This is a genomic window from Chloroflexota bacterium (assembly GCA_026708035.1).
Taxonomy (GTDB): Bacteria; Chloroflexota; UBA11872; order UBA11872; family UBA11872; genus JAJECS01.
In genome coordinates this window covers 61,540-83,968 of the sequence record JAPOVQ010000030.1, presented here as the reverse complement: position 1 = coordinate 83,968, position 22,429 = coordinate 61,540, and the positions used below count along the sequence as shown (strand labels likewise).

At 67.2% G+C, this 22,429-nt stretch carries 17 protein-coding genes; 6 read left to right on the top strand and 11 right to left on the bottom strand.

Translation table 11 applies throughout. From position 1 onward, the window contains the following. Positions 1-32: 32 nt before the first annotated feature. The 7 genes from OXG33_12745 to OXG33_12715 all read right to left on the bottom strand — a co-directional run bounded on the left by OXG33_12745 (position 33) and on the right by OXG33_12715 (position 7,943). Complete coding sequence (locus tag OXG33_12745) at positions 33-644, bottom strand: ureidoglycolate lyase (GenBank protein ID MCY4114784.1); 612 nt, start codon at positions 642-644, stop codon at positions 33-35. A 59-nt stretch (positions 645-703) separates the two neighbouring features. Continuing rightward, positions 704-1,831: a Gfo/Idh/MocA family oxidoreductase gene (locus OXG33_12740; protein MCY4114783.1), complete on the bottom strand. Its 1,128-nt coding sequence runs from the start codon at positions 1,829-1,831 to the stop codon at positions 704-706. 147 nt (positions 1,832-1,978) lie between these two features. Further along, entirely contained in the window at positions 1,979-2,974 is a 996-nt protein-coding gene (locus OXG33_12735) for a sugar phosphate isomerase/epimerase (GenBank protein MCY4114782.1), read from the bottom strand. A gap of 33 nt (positions 2,975-3,007) precedes the next feature. Then, positions 3,008-4,207, bottom strand: a complete 1,200-nt coding sequence (locus OXG33_12730) for a sialidase family protein (GenBank protein MCY4114781.1) — start codon at positions 4,205-4,207, stop codon at positions 3,008-3,010. A 97-nt stretch (positions 4,208-4,304) separates the two neighbouring features. Then, the gene (locus tag OXG33_12725; GenBank protein ID MCY4114780.1) at positions 4,305-5,471 is read right to left on the bottom strand and encodes a sialidase family protein; all 1,167 of its coding nucleotides are present in this window, start codon (positions 5,469-5,471) and stop codon (positions 4,305-4,307) included. A gap of 54 nt (positions 5,472-5,525) precedes the next feature. Further along, positions 5,526-6,722, bottom strand: coding sequence for a sialidase family protein (locus OXG33_12720; GenBank protein MCY4114779.1), 1,197 nt, complete (start codon positions 6,720-6,722; stop codon positions 5,526-5,528). 12 nt (positions 6,723-6,734) lie between these two features. Beyond that, the gene (locus OXG33_12715; GenBank protein ID MCY4114778.1) at positions 6,735-7,943 is read right to left on the bottom strand and encodes a sialidase family protein; all 1,209 of its coding nucleotides are present in this window, start codon (positions 7,941-7,943) and stop codon (positions 6,735-6,737) included. 248 nt (positions 7,944-8,191) lie between these two features. Here OXG33_12715 and OXG33_12710 point away from each other — a divergent pair, with 248 nt between their 5' ends. Both OXG33_12710 and OXG33_12705 read left to right on the top strand, forming a co-directional pair. Continuing rightward, positions 8,192-9,160, top strand: coding sequence for an ABC transporter permease (locus OXG33_12710; protein MCY4114777.1), 969 nt, complete (start codon positions 8,192-8,194; stop codon positions 9,158-9,160). 73 nt (positions 9,161-9,233) lie between these two features. Continuing rightward, positions 9,234-10,151: an ABC transporter permease gene (locus tag OXG33_12705; GenBank protein ID MCY4114776.1), complete on the top strand. Its 918-nt coding sequence runs from the start codon at positions 9,234-9,236 to the stop codon at positions 10,149-10,151. 137 nt (positions 10,152-10,288) lie between these two features. Here the strand turns inward: OXG33_12705 and OXG33_12700 are convergent, their stop codons facing one another. Further along, positions 10,289-11,227 carry a dihydrodipicolinate synthase family protein gene (locus tag OXG33_12700; GenBank protein MCY4114775.1) on the bottom strand — a complete coding sequence of 313 codons (939 nt, stop codon included), beginning with the start codon at positions 11,225-11,227 and terminating at the stop codon, positions 10,289-10,291. 111 nt (positions 11,228-11,338) lie between these two features. Here OXG33_12700 and OXG33_12695 point away from each other — a divergent pair, with 111 nt between their 5' ends. After that, entirely contained in the window at positions 11,339-12,943 is a 1,605-nt protein-coding gene (locus OXG33_12695; GenBank protein ID MCY4114774.1) for a sialidase family protein, read from the top strand. A 42-nt stretch (positions 12,944-12,985) separates the two neighbouring features. Here OXG33_12695 and OXG33_12690 read toward each other — a convergent pair whose 3' ends face one another. Further along, positions 12,986-14,797, bottom strand: a complete 1,812-nt coding sequence (locus OXG33_12690; protein ID MCY4114773.1) for an ABC transporter substrate-binding protein — start codon at positions 14,795-14,797, stop codon at positions 12,986-12,988. A 213-nt stretch (positions 14,798-15,010) separates the two neighbouring features. On the opposite strand from OXG33_12690, the gene OXG33_12685 reads away from it, so the two are divergent. Next, positions 15,011-17,596 (top strand): family 78 glycoside hydrolase catalytic domain, encoded by a 2,586-nt coding sequence (locus OXG33_12685; GenBank protein MCY4114772.1) that lies wholly within the window; start codon positions 15,011-15,013, stop codon positions 17,594-17,596. A gap of 11 nt (positions 17,597-17,607) precedes the next feature. Continuing rightward, positions 17,608-19,260: a sulfatase-like hydrolase/transferase gene (locus tag OXG33_12680; protein MCY4114771.1), complete on the top strand. Its 1,653-nt coding sequence runs from the start codon at positions 17,608-17,610 to the stop codon at positions 19,258-19,260. Positions 19,261-19,268: 8 nt separating this feature from the next. On the opposite strand, the gene OXG33_12675 is transcribed toward OXG33_12680, so the two are convergent. Together OXG33_12675 and OXG33_12670 are read right to left on the bottom strand one after the other, a co-directional pair. Next, the gene (locus tag OXG33_12675) at positions 19,269-20,300 is read right to left on the bottom strand and encodes a Gfo/Idh/MocA family oxidoreductase (protein MCY4114770.1); all 1,032 of its coding nucleotides are present in this window, start codon (positions 20,298-20,300) and stop codon (positions 19,269-19,271) included. Between the two features lie 72 nt (positions 20,301-20,372). Beyond that, positions 20,373-21,314, bottom strand: coding sequence for a D-2-hydroxyacid dehydrogenase (locus tag OXG33_12670; GenBank protein MCY4114769.1), 942 nt, complete (start codon positions 21,312-21,314; stop codon positions 20,373-20,375). Between the two features lie 287 nt (positions 21,315-21,601). Here OXG33_12670 and OXG33_12665 point away from each other — a divergent pair, with 287 nt between their 5' ends. Next, on the top strand, positions 21,602-22,426 hold the full coding sequence (locus tag OXG33_12665; GenBank protein MCY4114768.1) for an aldolase/citrate lyase family protein: 825 nt from the start codon (positions 21,602-21,604) through the stop codon (positions 22,424-22,426). Positions 22,427-22,429: the final 3 nt, after the last annotated feature.

Here is a 22,429-nt window from a genome sequence, read left to right as displayed (position 1 = left end):
CCGGATTCCGGTGTGGGCGAGTGTACGGACCGCTACGCGTGTGGGGGGTGTCGTTCGGGGCCTGCCGCGAGCGCGCCGCTGGGCGTGTGCTTGTGGCCCTCGCCAGACGGCACGTCGAACGCGAGGTCGAACACAAAGCCAAGGTCAGTGTCCAGGTTCACCCGCACCGTGTCGTCGCTAACGTTAGCCGTGGCGGGGTCGACGCGCTGGGTCACGTAGGCGAAGTCGGCGAACTGCGTGAGGGGATAGGCATAGCGCAGCCACACGCCGCGGTGGAGCACCGCGCCCCGTCCCGGTTCCAGCAGGAAGGCCTGGGCGGCATCGACGTCCGGGCCGCCCGCAGCGTTATTGGGAGCCACCACGATCGCGCTGATGCCGGCAACGGGGATGAGCGTAACCGTGCTTTGCGGGTGCTTCTGGAGGAACTCGCATCGGTTGCCCCGGTAGTAGTAGCGCAGGCTGCACATGTGGGCGGCCTTGGGAAACTCCAGCTGCTTGTGCACCCAGAGAAAGCCCAGATTGCCCGGCGAGCGGTTCAAGCTCGGGGCGTCCGCGGTTTCGGGCGCGATGACGGCGCCGAACGGGCGGAATGCCGTTGCTTCCAGCGGACGGACGGAGAGCGGGCGCACGTCGACGTCGGACATCGGTGGCTCCTCCGGCCGGCAACGCTCCGGCACCTTGCCACAGATGGGGCGTCGGGCGCTTAGTCCGAATCCTCGATTGACGCCGGCCGGACGGGGCGGCCTTCGGCGGCGGACCGGCAGAGGGCGATGTGCGTGCGCATGGTGCGCAGCACCTGAAGACCATTCGCCCACGGCTCGCGGCCGGCATCGATCGCCTGTAGGAAGTCGGCGCGGGTGGCCAGGAAGGAATCCGGCATGAGGGAGTGGCGCAGCGGCAGCTCGACCACGAGCCCGCGCGGGGTGTGCGGTCCGTAGCGCAGCGTCGGACGCCGCATCGTCGCGGGCGGCGGCGCTCCGGCGTCCTGGCGACCGTCGACGCTGGCGCGCTCTCCGACGGCCACGAAGTCCATCTGGCGACGGTGCCGCGTGGCGAAGTCGAAGAGGACCGTGGCGTTGGCGCCGTCGGCGAAGCTGAGCGTGCCGCTGAACACCGAGCCCACCCCGTCGACTCGGCGGCTCCAGTGGGCGTAGACCTCCTCCGGCTCCTGCTCGAACCAGGTCAGCAGGGTGTCGGCGGCGTGGACCACGTTGTCGTACGCGGCATCGAAGGCGTTGGTGTGCTGGCGTCCAACGGCGGAGTGGTAGAGATACGAGGCCGAGATCAGCGGTCCCGTCACGCCGGCTTGGATCAGCGCCCGGATGCCATGGGGCACCGGCGCGAAGCGAGTGTTGTGGTCCACGGCGAGCGAGACGCCGCCGGTCTGGGCCGCATCGACCATGGCGCGGCACTGGGCGTAGGTGGCGGCGAACGGCTTGGCCATGAGCACGTGAATGCCGCGACGCGCGGCCTCCTCGACCGCGGTCACGCGCGTCGGTGAGAGGCCCACGTCCCAGCGAATGTTGACGTCCACCACGTCGAGCTCTACCTCGTCGAGCATCTCCCGAAAGTCCTCGAACACCCGCGCGATTCCCCATCGGCGCTGCATGGCCGCGCGCGCGTCGGGTTCGGGGTCGGCGGCGGCCACGGGGGTGATTCCGGCTTCGCGGTAGGCCGGGAGTACCGAGTTGTGCACGACGCGACCGGCGCCGATAAGCCCGATGCGGAGTCCCTGCGGAATTGGCGTGCCGAGCGAGGCCGGCGTCAGCGGAACGGACGTGACTTCTTCAAGGGATGCGGGGGGCGGCGTTTCCGGCTCCTGGAGGATCATTCGATTTCCTCTAGCAAGGGTTTGAACAGGTCCTCGCGATGGCGGCGTCAACTGCCCTCCGTGACGCGGTCGCCGAACGGCCGCGCTCCGAACGTCGGCCGCTGACCCACATCCTAGCCTTCCCCCTCTCAAGGGGAAGGGACCCGATCAGAGGTTTGCCAACAGTGGTCGCACGTAGGCGGCGGCTTCCCGCACGCCGTCGGCGTAGCTCTGATAGGGATCCTCGTTCTCGAGGCTCAGCGCGCCGCTGTAGCCGGCGTACCGCAGCGCCTGGAAGAACGCGGTCCACACGTCGTCACCGTGCCCGCGGCCGACGGTGCGGTGCATCCAGGCGCGCGGCTCAGGCGCCCCGAATGGCCGTCCGTCCAGCACGCCCGCCGTGGCGAGTTCGTCGACGATCAGCTCCGTGTCCTTGACGTGCACGTGTGCCACCGATTTGCCCAGGGCGCGCACCACCGCGACCGGGTCCATGCCTTGCCAAAACAGGTGGCTGGGGTCGACGTTGGCCGAGATGACGGGTCCCACCGCCTCGTGCAGACGCTTGAACGTCGGCACGTTGTACACCAGGTGCATGGGGTGCAGCTCCAGCGCCACATGCTCGATCCCACGGCTGGTCGCGTAGCCCGCCAGGTCGCGCCAGAGGCCCACGGCGGCCTGCCAGTGGCGCTCGCGCAGCGCGACCGACTCCTCGGGCCAGGGAAAGCTGACCCAGTTGACCGTGCTGGCCGCCGGCCCGTCGCCACCCGTGCCAGACATGCTGACGACGGTGCGGACGTCGAGCAGGCTGGCCAGCTCGATAGTGCGCCGGATAAGCCGCCGGGCGCGCCCGCCGATTCGTGGGTGCAGCGGCATTCCCGCGGCGTTGAGCGCCGCAATCGCGAGACCGCGATCCGCGACCATTGCGCCGAACTCCCGTCGCAGCTGCGCGTTTGCCACGAGAAGCTCGGCCGCCGCCGGCTGCCCGGCCTGCGTGATCTCGACGACTTCGGCGCCGATTTCGGCCGCCAGGTCCAGAGACGCCTCGAACTCGGCCTGGGTGACCGTGGAGCGTTCCCAGCGAGGCTTGGCTGCCGCGGCGCTCGCCTCCACGTCGATCCGGCCATGCGACGCCGTAAACAGGCGAACCAACAGGCCCAGCCGCATGGCCAACGCTCCGCTCGGTGTAGCAGGGGCGGGCTAGGACGCCGGGCTCTGCACGTCGATCACGGCGCGGCAGATTCGCTGCGACGGCAGGCCAATGGTTCCCAGCTCGCGGGTGAAGTCCGAGTCCGAGTAGATCACGTGCAACCGGTCGTCCCGGTACATCTTGGATGTGTAGGAGCAGCCGCCGCGCGTGTGGAAGGCGAAGGGCGTCTCCCAGTGCTCGCCGTTGCCGTCCAGGCTCAGCATCACGTGCGTGACCTGCGGGTGACCGTAGGCGCCGCGGCCGGAGGCGCAGGCGAGTATGCCGTTGGGGAGCAGCGTGAGCCGCGGCTTGACGGCCTGCCAGCCGGTGTTGGTGGGCTCGGACCAGGTGCGGCCGCCGTCGGTGGAGCGCGACTGGAACATCGGCGAGTAGCTGCCGGTCCGCATCACGCAGAGAATGTCGCCGTTGGCCGTGACGGAGAGATCGGCCTCGTCGAAGCCCTCGTCCACGGCGCGATCGGCGTGGCCGTAGACCGGATTGACCTCGCCGGCGTCGAACTTGTGCACGAAGTCCCAGGTGTAGCCCTGGTCGCTCGAACGAACGATGAAGACGCCAATGCGCGTCTTACGGATGCGCCCCCGGGTGTCGGTGGACCACTCGTCGGCCGGCAGCAGGTCCACCCACTCGAGGGCCGTCAGGTAGTCGCCGTTGTCCAGCTCGATGAGCGAGCTGTAGGACTGATACGAGGCGCGCGCGAACGGCAGATCGCGCACCTTGAAGGTGTGCTTTTCCAGCGGCTCGCTGGCCTTGGACCAGCGCCGCCAGAGGAATGTCGGGCTCTCGACTTGCCCCACCTCGTGATAGGAACCCGATGTGCGGTCCTTCCAGCGCTCGGCCAGCTCCACCGTGTCGTGGTCGATATACACGATGGTGTCGTCGCGCGGGTATCCCAAGACGCCGGACGCGAACTCGATGCCCTTGCGGCCAGTTTCCGGGTGGATGTAGACCATCGGGTGATCGTCGGGCGCTTCATGCCAGGTGGCGCCGGCGTCGTCAGAGACGGCGAGCTCCAGCGGCTCGTGGCCGCCGTGGCGCCCGTGGTGATAGCTCAAAAACATGTGGCCGCCTTCGAGCTCCACCAGGCCCGGGAAATTGATGACCGAGTCGGTGGTCTCGAACCAGGTGTCGATGCGCTCGACGCTGATCGATGCGGAGCGGCCGTTTCGTTCGTAGGTGGCTTGCCGCAGCATGGATGCGACTCCAAGTGTCGGGCGCCGAAATGCTAGCCCCGGGGCTCGGTGCGTGTCGAACCGTCGGAGGCGCTGACTGCCTTCGTCGCGCCGCCGCTCAGCTGTCGTGGACGCGCACGTCGATGACGGCGCGTCGGATGCGCTGCGAGGGCAGGTTGTGCGTGCCGAAGGGCCGCGTGAAATCGGAGTCGGAGAAGACGACGTGCAGCTTCCCGTCCCGGACTAGCGTGGAGGTGTAGGAGCAACCCGGACCGGTGTGGAAGCAGAACGGCGCTTCCCAATGGTTGCCGGTTCCGTCGAGGCTGATCATCACGTGGGTGACCTGCGGGTGGCCGTAGCCGCCGCGGCCGGCGGCGCAGGTGAGCACGCCGTTGGGCAATAGATTGAGCCGCGGCTTGACGCCCTGCCAGCCGACCGGATGCGGCGTTACCCAGGTGTGCCCGCCGTCGGTCGAGCGCGTCTGCCACATGGGGGAGTACGAGCCGGTGCGGTTGACGCAGAGGATGTCGCCGTTGGCAGCGACGACCAGGTCGGCCTCGGTGAGCCCCTCGTCGACGGGACGGTCGCCCCCGCCGTAGACCAGGTTCAGCTCTTCGGGTCGAAAGGCGGTGACGAAATCCCACGTCCGGCCGCGGTCGCGCGACCGGACGATGAAGGTCGTCATGGTGATTTCCCAGCGGTGCCGGCCGTCGTCGCGGATCTGGTCGGTCTTTCTCGGAGGGCCAACCTGGGCCTCCATGGCGGCGAGCAGGCTGCCGTCGTCGAGGTCCAGAATCTTGGCGTAGGTCTGGTAGGAGGCGGTCTCCCACGGCAGCCCGGCGATCTTGAACTCGAGGCTGTCGATGGGGTCGCCGTTGGAGCGCCAGGTGCGCAGGCGAAAGGTCGGGTCGTCCTCTTGCATGACGAGGTGGAACGGGCCGACGTGCTTGTCCCATGTGCGCCGATTGGCCTCGACCGTGTTGTGCTCCAACCGCATGATCGTGCCGTCGCGGAGATAGCCCAGGCTGCCGCCGCCGAACTCCATGCCCAGCGGCGAATCGCCCCACGATTCGCCGTCGTCGGTCGAAAAGGCGTCGCGATGGGGCTCCTCGTCGGCGATGGCGTGCTGCGAGCGGCTGAACCGCATGAACAGGCAGTCGTCGGCAAGCTCGATGACATGGGGAAAGTTGAGGATGACCTCGGTGTCTTCCTGCCAGGTGTCGATGCGCTCGACGCTCAGCGTTGCGGTGCGCTGGCTGTCGGTGTAAGTGGCGGACTCGATCATGGGGATAAACCTCCTGCGCGGCGGCGTGCCGGCGTGTTTCCGTGGCGCCGCCGGTCAGTCATCGAGAACGGAGACGTCCAACACGACCCGGCGAATGGTCTGCGACGGCAGCTGGTTGGTGCCCATGTCACGCGTGAAGTCGGAGTGGGAGTAGACCACGTGCAGCCGGTCGTCGCGCTGCATGGTCGAGGTGTAGGAGCAGCCGGGACCGGTGTGGAAGGCGAACGGCGCCTCCCAGTGGCGGCCGGTGCCATCCAGGCTGAGGGTCACGTGGGTCACCTGCGGGTGGCCGTAGGCCCCGCGTCCGGCGGCGCAGGCCAGCACGCCGTTGGGTAGCAGCTCCAAGCGCGGCTTGACGCCTTGCCACCCGGCATTGACGGGCGTCGACCAGGTACGCCCGCCGTCTTCGGAGCGCGACATGTGCATGGGGGAGTACGACCCGGTGCGGAACATGCACAGGAGATCGTCGTTCGCGAGCCTGACCAGGTCGGCCTCGTTGAAGCCTTCGTCCAACCGGCGGTCGGCGGGGCCGTAGGTCGGCTTGAGCGCGTAGGCGTCGAACGCGTGGACGAAGTCCCAGCTCCGGCCGCGGTCGCTGGAGCGCACGATGAAGACGCTGGTGATCGTCTTGCGCACGCGGTTGGGCAGGGTCTGCCATTCGGCTTCCGGCACGATCCTGACCCACTCCAATGCCGTGAGGAAGTCGCCGTCGTCGAGCTCGAGCAGGCGCGAATAGCACTGGTAGGACGCTCGATCCCAGGGGATGCCGCGCACCTTGAAGGGGAAGCTCTCGATTGGCGTGCCGTCGGCGGTCCAGCGATGGAAGCGAAACGTGGGGTCTTCCTCCTGAAACTGCTCGTGATAGGTCCCGTGGGCGCGGTCGTAGCCCACGCTCAGCGCGTGCTCGGTGCTGTGGTTGATGCGCACGAACGAGCCGTCGCGCAGGTGGCCGGTTACCCCCGAGTCATGGGTCTCGTTGATGAGGCCGGTGCGCGCATCGCGGGAGAGCAGGGGAAAGTCGTTGGGCAAGCGGCGCCAGGTTTCGCCGGCGTCATCGGAAAGAAAGGCCCACGTTGGTTCCTCGCCGCCGTGGCGGCCGTGGTGGATGGTAATGAAGAGCCGGTCGCCGTCGAGCTCGACGACGCCGGGGAAGTTGATGATCGACTCGTGGTCTTCCAGCCAGGTGTCGATGCGCTCGACGCCGATGCGCACCGAGCGCGTGCCGTCGGTGTAAATCGCGCTGCGGATCATGCGTGCCTCCGATCAAACATCCTGGGCCTCGACGTTGATGACCGCTCGCCGGATGCGTTGTGAGGGCAGCTGATTGGTGCCCATCTCGCGGGTGAAGTCGGAGTGCGAGAAGACGACGTGCAGCTGGCCGTCCTTGACGAATGTCGTCGTGTAGGAGCACCCGGGTCCGGTGTGGAAGGCGAAGGGCGTCTCCCAATGGTTGCCGGTGCCGTCGAGGCTCAGGGTCACGTGCGTGACTTGCGGATGCCCATAGCCGCCACGACCCGAGATGGCCGCGAGCACGCCGTTCGACAGGAGGTGGAGCCGCGGCTTCACGGCGGGCCAGCCCATGTTCTCCGGCTCGGTCCAAGTGTCGCCGCCGTCGGTGGAGCGCGTCTGGAATATCGGCGAGTAGGAGCCGCTGCGCATGATCAGCACCAGGTCGCCGTTGGTCGCGATCTCCAGGTCGGCTTCGTCGAATCCTTCGTCGACGGGCCGGTCGTGCGGGCCGTAGACCTGCTCGTGCTCCCAGGGATGGAGCGCCTCCGTGACCTCCCAGGTTTCGCCGTTGTCGTGCGAGCGGACAATGCCCACCGAGAAGCGCATGTTGAAATGCGGGCGGCCCCGGCGGTCCACGCCGGGGAGGCGCGGCGGCGCGCCGGCCAGCACCCCCATGGCCGTGAGCAGCTCGCCGTTGCCGAGCTCGAGAATCCTGGCGTAGTTCTCGTAGGACCCCGTCTCCCAGGGTGTGTTCTGAAGGGTGATGAGGCGGTTCTCCAACGGCTCGCCGGCGCCGCTCCAGCGCCGCCAGCGAAACGTGGGGTCGGGCGTTTGCATGATGGCGTGCATCGGGCCTTCGCGCCGGCTCCACGCGCGCTTTTCGAGGTCGGCCTGGTGGACGTCAATGTGGGTGATGGTTCCGTCCCGCATATAGCCGCGGTTGCCGCCGGCAAAGGTGAGATAGTTCTCGCCGGTCAGCGGGTGGGCGTCCAGGAAGGGGCTGTCGAAACCCAGCAGCGTCCAGGAAGCGCCGCCGTCCTCGGACAGGAACGTGCGCAGCGGCTCGCCGTCGAAGTCGCCGTGGCGGGCGTGATTGGCGCTCAGCACCAGCCGATCCCCGTCGAGCACGACGATTCCCGGAAAGTTGACGATGGTGTCGGTGTACTCGAGAAACGTGTCGATGCGCTCGACCGAGATGGTGGCGCGCCGTCCGCCGCGGGCATAGGTCGCCGTGGTCAGCATGGGCCTGAGCTCCTTTGAGGCCCGCCGGGCCGCGAAACCGTCGTGACCCGAGTACACCACGTCGGCTCGCGCCGCGCGAATCTCCAGAGTCCGATTGGAATTGCGACCCAGCGAATCCTCGCGTCGCCGACCGTGCCGTTCGCCGTGTTGCCGGTCACAACGTGAATTGAGTAGCATGCGCGTGCCCGGAATTCTTGCGCACGGCGGACGCGCTACTCACGGAATACGCTTCGGCGTGAAGGGATGACATGACCCAATACATCATCCGTCGCGTTCTCATCTCGATTCCGCTGATGTTCTTGCTGTCCCTGACCTCGTTCATCGTCTTCCAGCTCGCACCGGGCGACCCGATTCAGGCGTTGATCGATCCCGAAGAGATGCTCTATATGGGCCCGCACGAGATCGACGAGCTTCTCGCCCAGTACGGACTCGACAAGCCGGTGCCCGTGCAGTACTTCCTCTGGCTGAAGGAAGCCATCCAAGGCAATCTGGGCTACTCCATCCAGACGCACAATGTGCCCGTGCTGGAACTGATCCTCGACCGGCTGCCGCCGACGATCAGCTTGATGACGGCCACGGTGGCGGTAGGCCTGGCCCTTGGCTTGCTGTTTGGTGTGATTTCCGCGCTTTACCAGTACTCGCGCCTGGACTACACGCTCACGATCAGCGCGTTCTTCATGCTGTCGGTGCCGGAGTTCTTCTTCGCCCTGATGGGAATGTTCATCTTCGCGGTGACGCTGGGGTGGTTCCCAACGTTCGGCATGTGGACGCCCGGTGGCGAAACCGGCATCAACTGGGACCTGCTGCACCACGCGGTGCTGCCGGTGTTCGCGCTGGCGATGAACGACATCGCCGGCCTGATGCGCTATGCGCGTGCGTCCGTGCTCGACACCATCTCCGCCGACTTTGTGACGACGGCCCGGGCCAAGGGACTCAGTGAGCGGCTGATTCTCTGGAAGCACGTGTTCCGCAACGCGCTGATCCCCATCGTCACGCTGATCGGTCTGCGGCTGCCGGTGCTGTTCGGCGGCGCGTTGATTGTCGAAACGATCTTTCGCTGGCCGGGAATCGGCTTGCTGGGCTACACGGCCCTCTTGCAGCGTGACTACCCGGTCATCATGGGCGTGCTGATCATCTCGTCAGTGATTACGCTGGCGGCAAATCTCCTTACGGACATTGCGTATGCGTGGGTCGACCCGCGCGTGCGCCACACGTGAGTCAGGAGCGAAGGGGCGCATGAGCACCGAGAGCCGAGCTACGGGCGCATCCGCCTCTCAGACTGGTGGGGGCATGTCTCAGGCGGCTGCGGATCTGGCGGCCGACGACAGCCTCATCCACCTTCCCCCGGAGCTGTCGCCGTTTCGACGGGCGATTCGCCGATTCCTCTCGCACAAGCTGGCCCTCGCGGGATTCATTTGTCTCATCATCATGGCGTTGCTGGCCGCCAGCCAGGCCGTCGTGTCGCCGTTCGATCCCGAGAAGCCGCACCTGTACAAAGTCAACCGACCCCCGGACACCGTGAACTGGATGGGGACCGATCAAGTCGGGCGCGACGTGTTCAGCCGCATTCTGCAGGGCGCGCGCGTGTCGCTGTCGGTGGGCATCGTGGCGGTTTCCATCTACGTCGTCATCGGATTCATCATCGGATCCATTGCGGGACTCGCCGGCGGATACATCGACGATGCGTTAATGCGGTTCACGGACTTTGTGATGACCTTCCCGACGTTCATTCTGATCATCATTCTGGCCGGTATTACTGGCCCGAATATTTTCAACATCATGGTAATCATCGGAATCTTCGGCTGGCCCGGCCTGGCGCGGTTGTTCCGCGGCAACATCCTGGTGATGCGCGAGCTGGAGTACGTCATGGCGTCGCGCGCCCTGGGCGCCGGTCAACGGCACATCATCGCGCGCCATATCCTGCCGAACATCGTCGGTCCGGTGACCGTGGCCATCACCCTGGGCGTGGCCGGCGCGATTCTCGCCGAGGCCGGACTGAGCTTCCTCGGGTTCGGCGTGACGGAGCCCGCCGCAAGCTGGGGCTCCATGATCAACAGCGCGCGCGGCATCGCCTTCCTGGCCGGATTCCCGTGGCTGTGGATCGCTCCGGGCGCCGCGATCAGCATTGCGGTCCTGTCCATCAACTTCATGGGTGACGGCCTGCGCGACGCCTTCGACGTGCGCGGGCGCAGCCAGTCGGGCGAGTAGCCGCTACCTTCAGCCGATCGTTCGCACGGACCTGACGGCTATCCGACCGAGGTCACGCGGCGTCTGACGCATTTGCCGCGCGAATGCCGTTCATTTTGGCGACGCGCCGATCATCCGTCGGACCGGGGCGACGTCGATTAGCCGGAGGACGCCCCCACCAGGCCCAGCCGCTCGAGCTCCGGCTTGACTCGCTCGAGGTCGGCCTCATCCGCCGACGTGTGCGGCAGCCGCAGGTGCCGCGACGCGATGCCATTCAGCTCCAGGCACGCGCGCCAGAGCGACTGCCACCCGCCGGGGAATGCCTTGCCAATGCGAACCACCTTGGGATGGCCGGACAAATCGAACAGCGGTGTCTCGATGTCCCGCACCACTCGCGCCGCGTCGGGCACGTCGCCGGATTGGAGCGCTTCCCAGAACCGGTTGCCCACCTGGGGCGCGAAGCTGGTGGACCAGTCCATGAAGCTGCGGCAGCCGTAGGTCCATTGCAGCATGTGGCGCCCAAGCTTGCCGCCGCTCATGAACTTCCAGTGGCCGTCGAACTCCTCGATGGTCTGCACGGCGTAGGCGTCGGTGCCGTCTTCCTTCATGCAGCAGATGTTCGGCTCGTCCACCAGCCGATGCAGCATTTCGTGCGGCGGAAAGCCGACGACCATCACGGGCATGACCGCGGCCACGGCCTTGTAGTGGGCCGCCATGCCGACGGGATCGCCCAGCTGACCGGATGGCGCGGCCATCACCACGTCCGCGCCGACCTCGCGCGCGAAGTGCGCGAACTCAACCGACTGCGTCGTGGCCCATAGGCCCGTAGCGGCGACGACCATCGCGCGTCCGGCCGTGCGCTCCACGACGAAACGCGTGATGTCCGCCACTTCCTGCTCGCGCATGTAGGCGAACTGGCTGTCGCCGATCGTGAGCAGCGCGACCTGGGTGCCGCCCGCGATTCCGGTCTCGATGATGTTGGCGACGCCGTCGTAGTCGATCGGGCCGTCGGCCAGGAAACTGGTTGGAATCGACATCACCGGGCCTTCGAGTTGCGTCTTGATCTCGTCTGGCGTCATTCGGTGCGGCTTGGCCATGCGCGGCTCTCCCGTCGGGCGATTCCGCAGCGTATCCCAAGGTCTCCCCGGCCCGCTGGTAGGCTTGCGCGCCGCTCGCCGGTCTTGCCTTTGAAAGAAAGGGACGACCCGATGCTCGCCACTCCCCGCTACCGCGCCGGCACCAGGCTCGGGCAGATCGTCGAGCTGCCCAACGGGCAGTTCTTCACGCTGACGGCCGAGGGAAAGCCTCCCTTCCAAGAGACGCTGGGGGGCGCGGCCTTCGACGATCCGTGGACGCCGGAGCGCCTGGTGATGCGACGCGGTCGCGGCATACCCATCGTCTGGTCCGAGTCGGAGATAGTGCACACCATGCCCGGCAGCGCGGGGCTCTGGACGCTTGGTCGAGCCCTCGTCGACCGCAACGGCGACCTGCACGGAATCGGCATGCGGTTCCTCAAGTGGCCCAAGGACATCGAGCGTCCGGGTCGCGACGAGATGCGTTGTGACGTCTTCCACGTCGCGTCACGAGACGGCGGCGCCACCTGGGAACCCCCGCACCGGGTCGACTACGGCCGTGAATACACCGGGGCGCTGCTGGGGTTCACGCAGCTTTCCACCGGACGGCTGCTGCTGCCGCTGCACTTCTACGATTTCGACCGCGAGGCCGGCAAGAACGTCGCCAAGTCGTGCTATTCGGACGACGGCGGGCGCACGTGGCACGCGGACTCAACGGAAATCCCGGTGCCCTCGGGCGGGCGCCACAGCCACTCGGGGGCGGTTGAGCCCACGGCCGCGGAGCTTGGCGACGGCCGGGTCTGGATGGTCATTCGCACCCAGTTCCGACGCCTCTACGAGTCGTTCTCGAGCGATGGCCGCACCTGGAGCCCGCCGCAGCCGACGCGCTTTCGAGCGCCAAACTCACCCTGCTCCGCCGCGCGCCTGGCCGACGGGCGCTTGATGCTCGTCTGGAACAACACGCAGGGCCCGCCCTTCGGCGGCGAGGCGCGCAACGTCCACGCGTCGCGGCATGTCATGAATGCCGCCATTTCAGATGACGACGGGGCCACCTGGCAGGGCTACCGCGAGTTCGCGCGGCAGATCGACCACGACAACGTGGACGACCAGGTGAGCTACCCGATCATCAACCCGCTATCCGACGGCCGCGTCCTGGTCCAGTTCGCGCACGTGATTGCCGGCTGGCGAAGAGTCGAGACAGACTACGTAGTCTTCGACCCCGACGTGCTGACCGAAACGACCGACGCCGACGACTTTACGCATGGGCTGCGCGGCTGGTCCACCAACGGCTGCGGCGGAGTCGGCGTGGCCCACGAGGACGGCGAGGCGATGCTGCGGCTACACCGCGTGGACGAGCGGCCCACGGCGGCTGTGCGGAACTTCCCCTTCGGTCCGAAAGGCGAGCTGCGTTTCGAGATTCGGCGCGCGGCGGACGCGCTTGGCGTTGACCTCGTGCTGGATGAAGCGTTCTGGCGTCCGAACGACCGACGGACGGATGGGGCCGTGGACGCGTCCCTGGGCATCGCAGAGCTGCCGGCGGGCATGTGGACGCCGGTAACCGTGGCCTGGGACATCGGCCGCGGCGAAGCGATTGTCAACGTCAACGGCTCCGAGCGCCGGTTGCCGATCCAAGGCGATGCGCCGGGGCTGTGCTACCTCACGCTGTACGGGCGTGCGTCGGGCCCTGAGCTTGCCGAAACCGACGTGCGCCGACTCTCGGTCGAGGTGACGCCCGAGTAGGCCAGACTCGCGCCTCGCGGCCGTCGACCGCCGCCGCTGGCGCTACCGCAATTCCCAATCTGGGTCGATCCACACTTGGTTGATCGGGGACCGAACCGGAGTGGCGTAGTGCTGCATCCAGAAGGCGCCATTAACTCGGCGGTGGTACACGTTGAGCAGTGAACCGCGCCATAGCAGACCGGCCACCATGTTGCCTTTGGAGTGCAACCGGGCGGCCAGCTCCAGCCAGAGCTCGCGCTTCTCTTCCTGCGTCTCCGCCGCGAACACCGCCGCGAACATCTCGTCGATCCACGGGCGGTTGATGTTCGAGTGGTTCCAGCCTCCGAGCTCGTAGACCCGGTCGCTGCACACGCGCAGGCATGCGTCCAGGGGATTCTGGGCGCCGCCCATGTTCGCCAAGACCATTTCGTGCACGCGCTCTTGGTACAGCTTCTCGATCACGGCTAAACCGCTGACCAGCAGGAACTCGATCCGGACACCGATCTCGTCCCAGTAGGTCTTGAGTGCCAGGTCCGCAGCCGACGGCGCGCCCCACTTAATCCACCTGATGACCTTCTCGGAGTCCCACTGGGCCTCTTCGAGCAGGGCCCGGGCCTCGTCGGGGTCGTAGGACAGGTCGCGGAAGGTGCCTTCCGGCGGATCCTGCAGCAGCGCGATGTGCTCGAAGATGTAGTCCGAGATGAGCAGCGTGCCGCCGTACAGCTCGTTGTTCATGGTCTCACGGTCGACCGCGCGCACCATGGCCTCGATCACCAGCGACTGCTGCTCGAGGGTCATGTCCGCAAAGACCTCGGCGGTCTGGTTGAAGAACACGTGTGCCCCGAACGGCGAGCGCTGCGGGAACGGTCGCAGGTGCGGCTGCGCCGCCAGACTCGTGAAGGCCTCGGTTTGCGTGGAACCAGCCGCGCGGTGGAAGTCGATCGGGTTGGGCTGCTCGTTGGCCTCGGTGGCCGCGTTCAGCGCCTCGCCGTCGCCGTAGCGCACGATGTAGTCATCCACATACGGCGCGCCGTAGGCGTAGCTCTTGTTCGCTGCCATGTCGGCGAACTTCTGGGTGACGTAGCGCTCCCAGATCATCGGGCCGTTGCCGAGCAAGCTCGTGGCCCGCGCCTCGGTCGCGATCGCCTTGTCCAGCCCCGCGTAGTGGTGGCGCGCCATGGGGAAGATCTTGCTTCCGGCGGCCCACCAGTACGGGTCCGGCTCCTCGAGCGCCACCTGGACCGTCATCTTGTCGATGACGGAGATGCCCTCGATGTCCTCGGCGCTGTCCGTCGGGTTGTCACCCCACGCCTTGGCGCCGGCGATGTCGCCCCAGTCGGTCTTGTGCTTGTTGTTCTTGTAGTTCGTGTCGAATGCCATCTCGATGCCGAACAGCACGTCACTGGCGGTCAAGGGCGCGCCGTCGTGCCAACCCACATCCGGGTTCAGATGGAAGTTGTAGACGCGGTTGCGCTCGACCTCGTCCCAGCTGTTGGCCACGCCGGGCGCCCACTGGCCGCTCAGCGCGGGAGTGGCGCCGTCACCCCAGGTGTCGCCATACCACAGGGGCATGAAGACGTAGTCGGTGACAAAGGCCTGCTTGCTGCTGACCTGACGCAGCGGCGTGAAGATGTCCTGCGTGTTCGCGCCGCTGGCGCTGGCTGTCAGCGTCTCACCGCTGAGCGGACCGTCCGGGATTGCTATTTCGGGATCGGAGTCTGGGGGAAAGACTATTTCCTTGGTCACGACCTTCTCGACGACCTGCGCCTCGTCACACGCCGCCAGCACTGCCGCGCCTGCCGCGCCGAAAAGTGCGGCGGACGCACCGCGCAACAGATTGCGGCGAGTTTGGACCTTGCCGCCAATTCCCGTCACAGGCAATCCATCAGCGGCCTCGTAAGCGGCCGGGAGCGCTCCAACGTCACACAGCCATGAGTCTTGTGTCTACCGGCCGCTGGCCAAATCGAATTGCGTTGCAGGTAGTCGAGGCATTTGGACGGACGCGAGCTAGCTTCGGACGACGTCATCGACTGTGACCGCCGCCGCTGGCGCTACCATGCGGCGATTGGGCGTTGCCGGGAGTGAGCCATGTATTCGACCACCCCACCGGAGCTGACGGCGGTTTCGCACTGGCCGGCCCGTTGGATCTGGACCGACGGCGAGCCCAAGCCGCGCAACTGCTATCTCATGGCCCGGCGGTCCTTCGAGCTGGAGGGCGACGCAACGCAAGCGGAGCTGCACGTCTCCGCGGCGGACCGCTATGTGCTGTGGGTCAACGGACGCTATCTGGGGCGCGGACCGGCGCGCAGCGATCCACGCCGCAAGAGTTACGACACCCATGACGTGGCGGCGCACCTGGCGTCGGGACGCAACGTCATCGCCGTGCAGGTCTATCACTACGGGATCGAAGGCAGCCGCGGCACGGGTTGGGGCAGCAGCAGCGGCTCGTCCTACTCGGTCGGCGAGCGGGCGGGACTCTGGGCGCAGCTCGATCTCACCCTGGCAGACGGCTCGGCACGGACCATTGGCACCGATTCGGACTGGGTGCTGCAACCCGCGCGGGGCTGGCGCACCGATGTCGAGCTCATCAACAGCCTCGTGGGCTTCATCGAGGTCTACGACGCCGGGGCCGACCCGGCGAATTGGATGGAATTGGACTTCGACGACGGCGATTGGGCGCGCGCGGTCGAGATCACCGGCAACGACGTGGAGTGGTTCGTTTTCGAGAAGCGCGAAATCCCGCAGATGGAAGAGCGGATGCTCTATCCGCGCGAGGTCGTGGACGTGGGCGAGACCATCGACCTGGGCCGGTCGGGCCAGATCGACATTCCCGAGTTGCTCTACAGCGAGCCGCACCTGCCGTTGGAGAACGCGATTGCGGACGAGGTGTCGGCGACGCTGACACCCGACGATTCGGCGGCAACGCTGCAAAGCGTGTTCGCCCCCGGTCACGGGATTCGCGCGCCGTACATGGTGGTGGACTTCGGCCGGCAGCTCTTCGGCTATCCCCGACTCGAGTTCGAGGCGCCTGCCGGGGCCATCCTGGACGTGACCTACGGCCAGCAACTGCTGGGCGGGCGCATTCCGGCCGCGCTGCGCTACGGCGACCGCGTCATCACCCGCGAGGGCCGCCAGACCTGGCAGGTCGGCGAGTATCGGCAGTTCCGCTATCTGCACGTCACCGTTCGAAGCCGGCACGAGGCAGTGCGGCTCCAGTCGATCGGTCTGAACGAATACCGCTATCCGGCCGACGTTCGTGGGCGGTTCGAGTGCTCGGACGAGGTGCTGACCAAGGTGTGGACGGCGTGCGTCGACACCATGGAGTCGCACATCGAGGATACGCTGGTCTGCGATTCCTACCGCGAGCGCGTGCCCTGGAGCGCCGGCGACGGCAGCCATGGGGGACGGTTCACCCACGTCGCCTGGGGCGATCTCCCCGTGGTGGACCGCTATTTCCGCTTGTTCACGCTGAGCGACCGCGGCGACGGGAACCTGATGATGGCCTTTCCGCCCAGCTTCTGGCCGACGCACGTGAACCAGCACTTCATGCTGCAGTGGAGCACGCGCATTCGCGAAATCTACCTCTACGGCGGTCGACGCTGGGTGCTGGATGAGTTGTATCCCAGCGTGCGGAAGCAGCTCGATTGGTTCGTCCCGCACCGCGACCGGACGACGGGGCTGCTGACGTGGGTGCACCCGCTCTATCACATTGATTGGACCCCCAACGACTTCCGCGGGGCGAGCATCATCACCAACTGCCTCTACGTGGCAAGCCTGGAGGACGCGGCGGCGTTGGCGGACGATGTTGGTCGGGACGACGACGCCGCGCGCTGGCGCGAGATCGCCCGACAGGTGCGCCCGACGGTCCGGGAGAAGTTCTGGAACGAGTCGCGCGGGCTATTCGTGGACGCGGTGCGCGACGGCGCGCAATCGCCGGTGGTGAGCGAGTTGGGCAACTCGCTGGCAGTCATGTACGGCGTCGCGACGCCGGAACAGACCGCGAGCATTGCGGACCATCTGGCGAACCCGCCGGAGGACATGGTGCCCACGTCCCCGCTGTTCTACGGCTACGTGGCGGATGCGCTGATGCTGGCTGGGCCACGGCCCGGCGGCAGCGAGCGCCTCAGCGAGCGCTACGCCTTCATGATGGGCGCGTCCGACCAGCCCACGATCTGGGAGGGCTGGGACAACTTCACGGCCGGCAACGGCATCGTGCGCGACGAGCAGATGGCCACCTGGGCCACCGAGCAACGCGTGCGACCGGCAGGCGTCCGCAGCCTGGTGCATAGCGGCGGGGTGCTCACCGGCACCGTGCTTTTGGCGCGCGTGCTGGGCGTGGACCCCACCGGTCCCGGGTTCTCGACCTGCGAGATTCGCCCACGGCCGGGCGGATTGGAGTGGGCGCGCGGCGTCCACCCCGCGCCGCAGGGTGATATCGAGGTCGCCTGGCAACGGAACGGTGGCGCCTTCGAGCTTCAGGTCACGGTGCCCGAGGGCGTATCCGCGGAGGTCGTGCTGCCGCGAACCGATGCGGGACAGATCGAGCTAGTGATCGACGGCGCCGCGTCGTCGTTGGACCGGCCACCGTCCGGCGTCGACGTTGGGACGGACACAGTGACCATCGCGGCCGTCGGCGCCGGCGCGCACGAATTCCATCTCCGAGCCACGGAGTAGCAGGAGCAGTCATGGCGAACCAGCAGCGTCCCAATTTCCTTTTCATCACCACGGACCAGCAACGCTGGGACGCCATGGGTCACAACAACCCGCACATCCGCACGCCGGCCATGGACTCGCTGGCGCGCGACGGGATGCGGTTTGACCGCGCCTATCCGACGAACGCCATCTGCATGCCGGCCCGCGCCAGCATGATCACGGGACGCAGCCAGCGCGGACACCAGGTCTTCGACCACGCGGTAAACATGAGCGAGTCGATTCCGGTGCTGGGCGATTCGCTGCGCGAGGCCGGCTACACCACGGCGCTAATTGGCAAGGCGCACTTCAAGACCGCCGACCTGGAGGACGTGCTGCCGGATGAGCCGCCGCCCGGGGCCCCGATCAGCGACGAGGACAGGCTGTGGTACGGGCCGTACTTCGGCTTCGACTACGCCGAGATTCACACCGGCCACGCCTACCCCGCCGGACATTGGCGCGTGTGGCTGGAGCGGAATCACCCCGAGGGCCTGCGGCTCTGGCGCCAGGACCAGGCCCTGGAGGAGCCGAGCGGCGCCTTCGTCAGCTGGAAGAACTCGATCCCCGCCGAATGGCACTACACCCATTGGACGGCCGACCGCACTATCGAATGGCTCCGCCGGCGCGACGACGATCAGCCGTTCTTCCTATGGATGTCATTCGCCGACCCGCACCAGCCGTTCGCTCCGCCGCGGCCCTACTGCGACATGTACGACCCGGCGGCGATGCCCGCGGCGGTGCCGCGGGAAGACGTGAGCCGCAAGCCGCCGGCCTATCAATGGGCGCGCGACGGCATGCCCTACGGCGGATACAACACGCACGTCGGGTGGTCGGGCGACCACTTCGGCGAGATCGTGGCGCACTACTACGGGCTCACGACATTCATTGACGACGTAATGGCCCGCGTGCTCGACGAGCTGGACCGGCTGGGCCTGCGCGATTCCACGCACGTGGTGTTTACCTCGGACCACGGCGAGGGGCTGAATGACCACGGCGTGGCGGCGAAGCCGATGATGTCGTATGAGGCCGTCAACCGCGTCCCCTTCCTCTGGCGGCATCCGCCGACGGTGGCCGCCGGCAGCAAGTACGACAGCGTGACGACGCACCTGGACTTCACGCCAACCGTGCTCGATCTCGCCGGGGCCGAACCCCTGCTCGGAATGGAAGGCCGTTCGTTCGCGCCGCTCCTGCGCGGCGAAACCGACACCCACCGCGACGCGGTGATCGTGGAGCGCATCACGGTTTTGGGCGGCGGCGGCCGGCGATTGCTGGACTCGAAGCAACCGAGGCGCGGTCCTGGCGTCGGCAGTTGGCCGGTCGATCACGACGGGCCGATCGAGATTCGGGTCAAGATGCTGGTGACCGACCAGTGGAAGCTGCTGCACTACGGCGGGCAGCCTTACGGCGAGCTCTACGACGTGGTCAACGACCCGGAGGACATCAACAACCTGTGGGACGACCCCGCGTACGCGGACGTGCGGCGCGAGCTGACCGACCGCCTATTGGCGGAACTGATCGACTCGGAGCTGGGCGACGCCGCGGCAATTCGGCACGCGCAGGCCCTCGGCGGCGCGTTGCGCGATCAGCGCCTCGTCGAGGGCCAGCCCGAAGCGCGCGCCTCGCTGGAGGGACGCACCCGCGGGATTTAGACACGGCGCTAGCTGTGGAGCTCCTCCACGTCGCTCTCGCCGCAGATGTCCATCAGCGTGTGTTGCACGGCCAGGTCGTGGGCGTAGTCGATCCACGGCTCCTTTTCGCCGCGAATGCACGCCGAGAACTCGTCAATGTCGGCCCGAAACGGCTCGAAGGGATCGGCGCCATGGATGTGCCAGCCGTCGGCGCCGGCGCCGGGGCCGCCGGTGTGGATCGCGGCTGAGGGCACGCGGTCGCCGGCGATCATGAATGGCGTCACGATGGCCTGGGCCTCCGAGCCGTAGACCTCGAAGCTGCGCGGGCGCCGGTTCTCGGTTTCGAGAAAGCTCAACTCGATCGAGGCCAGCGTCTCGGGATACTCCAGCACGACGATGTTCAGGTCGTAGTAGTCCTGCGCCTGGGACTCGGGGCGCACCTGACGCCTGAACGGGTGGACCGCGTTGGGAGTGCCGGCGACGGCCATGACCATGTCGAGCGCGTGACAGCCCAGGTTGTAGAAGGCGCCGCCGCGAAAGTATGGCCCGCCAAGCTGGCGCGGAAGCACGTCGGCGCTGAACGGCGAGCCCATGTGCGCCCGCACGAGGTGCACGGTGCCGAAGTCGCCGGCGCGGACCATGTCGATCACGCGGCGAAACGGCGGCAGCGGCCGGAAGTTGTAGCCGACCTGGAAGAGCAAGCCCTTCCGCTGGGCCGTGCCGATCAGCTCGTCGGCGTGGGCCTTGGTCCAGCCGCAGGCCTTTTCCATGAGCACGTGCTTGCCGGCGGCGAGCGCCCGGCGGGCGTAGGACGGGTTTTCGACCTCGGCCCCACCGATGACGACGCCCTCGATGGATGCGTCGCCGAGCACGTCGTCGATGTCGTCGATCCAGGTGATGTGCTGGTAGTCGGGGGTGGTCTCGCGGTCGGCGCGGAACTCGAGGCTGGGCTCGTAGATGCCGACGAGATCGATGTCGGGGGTGTCGCGCAGCCAGCGCGTCTTCGTGCGCGCGTGTCCGTGCTTGGCGCCGAGCATGGCCAGGCGGAGTTGGTCGCTCATGGGGAGGGTCCTTGCGGTGCGTTTGGCGGATTGTGTCGGCCAGCCCCGGCGGTGGCAACCGGGGCTGGGCGCTCAGTACCCCGCGTGCTTGTCGACCAGACTGAGGAGGGGCTCACCGGCTTGGAATCGGCGGATGTTGTCGGTGAAGAGATCCAGCCAGCGACGCTCTTCTTCCGTCGAGGTGGCCCGGTGGAACGACAGGTGAAAGGTGTCGATGTCCCACAGCGGCGAGTCGTCGGGAGGCGGCGAAATCTGCAGGCTGGCGCCGGCGAGGCGCCCGTCGCGCAGGGCGTCGGCCAGGGCGTCCAGGTCGTAGAGGGCGTCGCGCCCAGAGATATCGATCAGGAAAGCCGACGGCTTCATCAGCGCGAGTTCCGGGGCGCCGATCAGCTGCTGGGTCTCGGGCGTATTGGGCACGGCCACGGCGACGTAGTCGGACTCGCTGAGCAGGCGCGGGAGATCATCCCGATTCAACATCTCGTCGACGTGCGGGTGCTCGCCGCCGTCCGATCGACGCAGTGCGATCACGCGCATGCCAAAGGCCTGGGCCAGGCGCGCCAGTTCGCGCCCGATGCGGCCGAGGCCGGCGATACCGAGCGTCTTGCCGCGCAGCTCGGTGGGCGAGCCGTAGACGTAGTCGCGCGCGGCGCGGTGCTGCACGTCGTAGATCAAATTGCGGGCGAACCCGAGCATCGAGGCCAGGGCGTGCTCGGCGCCCGGCGTGTCGAACACGCCCTTGGAGCACGAAAAGGGAATGGGGCTGGCCACGAACTCGGGGAACAAGAACTTTTCGACGCCACCCGAGGCCGCGTGGACCCACCGCAGCCGCTCCGCCCGGGCGAGCATGGCCGCGTCGAAGTCCCCCACGAGCAGCACGTCGGCCGTCCGGATGTGCGGCGCGACCACATCCGCGTCCCCCACGGCGGCGAGACGCACGCCCGGTACGTCCTCCAGCGCCTCGGCCACACCGTGGGCATCGAAGGTGACGACGACTTGGAGCGGCGATTGGGTCATGCGGGGTCCTGCCGTGAGGCGGCGCGCCTGATCGTATCGCGCGGCGGCCGGGCAGTGCGCTCCCACAGGGCCAGGAGCAGCGGCTCACTCATGATTCCTCAGGCGTGCGTGCGTCTGGAGCAATCCTTCCCGGCACCCTCACCCTATCCCTCTCCCATCGAGGGAGAGGGCACCGGACTTCAGCGCAGAGGCAGGAATTTACCTATGGTCGACCGCAGTGGCCCACTGCCAAAGCACGGCCCTGCGATACATTGGCGCGGTTTGAGCCCCTGCCGCCGAGGAGCGCCATGAGCAGCTATGCCGTCCGTCCCGCCATCAACCATCAAATCAACCCCGTGACGCGCGCCTTGCGCGAAGGCCAAGTGGTCTTGGGGGCGTGCAGCATCTCGTTTGCGTCCCCGCCCGTGGCCCAGATCTTCGGCTCGGCCGGGTTTCACTTCTACTACATCGACATGGAGCACGGGCAGCCCGGCTATCCGGAGCTGGCGACGATCTGCATGGCGTCCAAGCTGACCGGAATGGTGCCCATTGCTGGCACCACCAGCGTCGAGGACCACCTGATCGCCCGACCGCTGGACGCCGGGGCGATGGGGGTGATCGTGCCCCACGTCGAGACGGCCGAGCAGGCGGCCATGGCGGTGCGCTACAGCAAGTATCCGCCGGAGGGCAAGCGGGGCGTGCTGACGGCGGGCGTGCATACGGAGTTTGCCGAGCCGGACTGCGGCGAGCTGACCGCGGGGCAGAACCGCGAGGTTTTGACTGCCGTCAAGGTGGAGAGCGGACTCGGCATCGAGAACATCGATGAGATTGCCGCGACGCCCGGCCTGGACGCCATCCTGATCGGCCGCACCGACCTTTCGGCCACCATCGGTATTCCGGGACAAATTCACCACCCGGACATCAGGGACTCCGTCGAGCGCATGCTGGAGGCGGTCAAGCGCCACGGCATCGCGGGCGGCCCGCACATCGGCTCGATCGAGGAGTCGCTCGAATGGGCCGACAAGGGCGCGACCTTCATGAGCTACGGCTACGACGGCGACATGCTCATGCAGGCGTCGAAGCAGTTTGTCGGCGGCGTGCGCGACCTGTTGGGCAGCCGGCTGCTGGACTGAGGG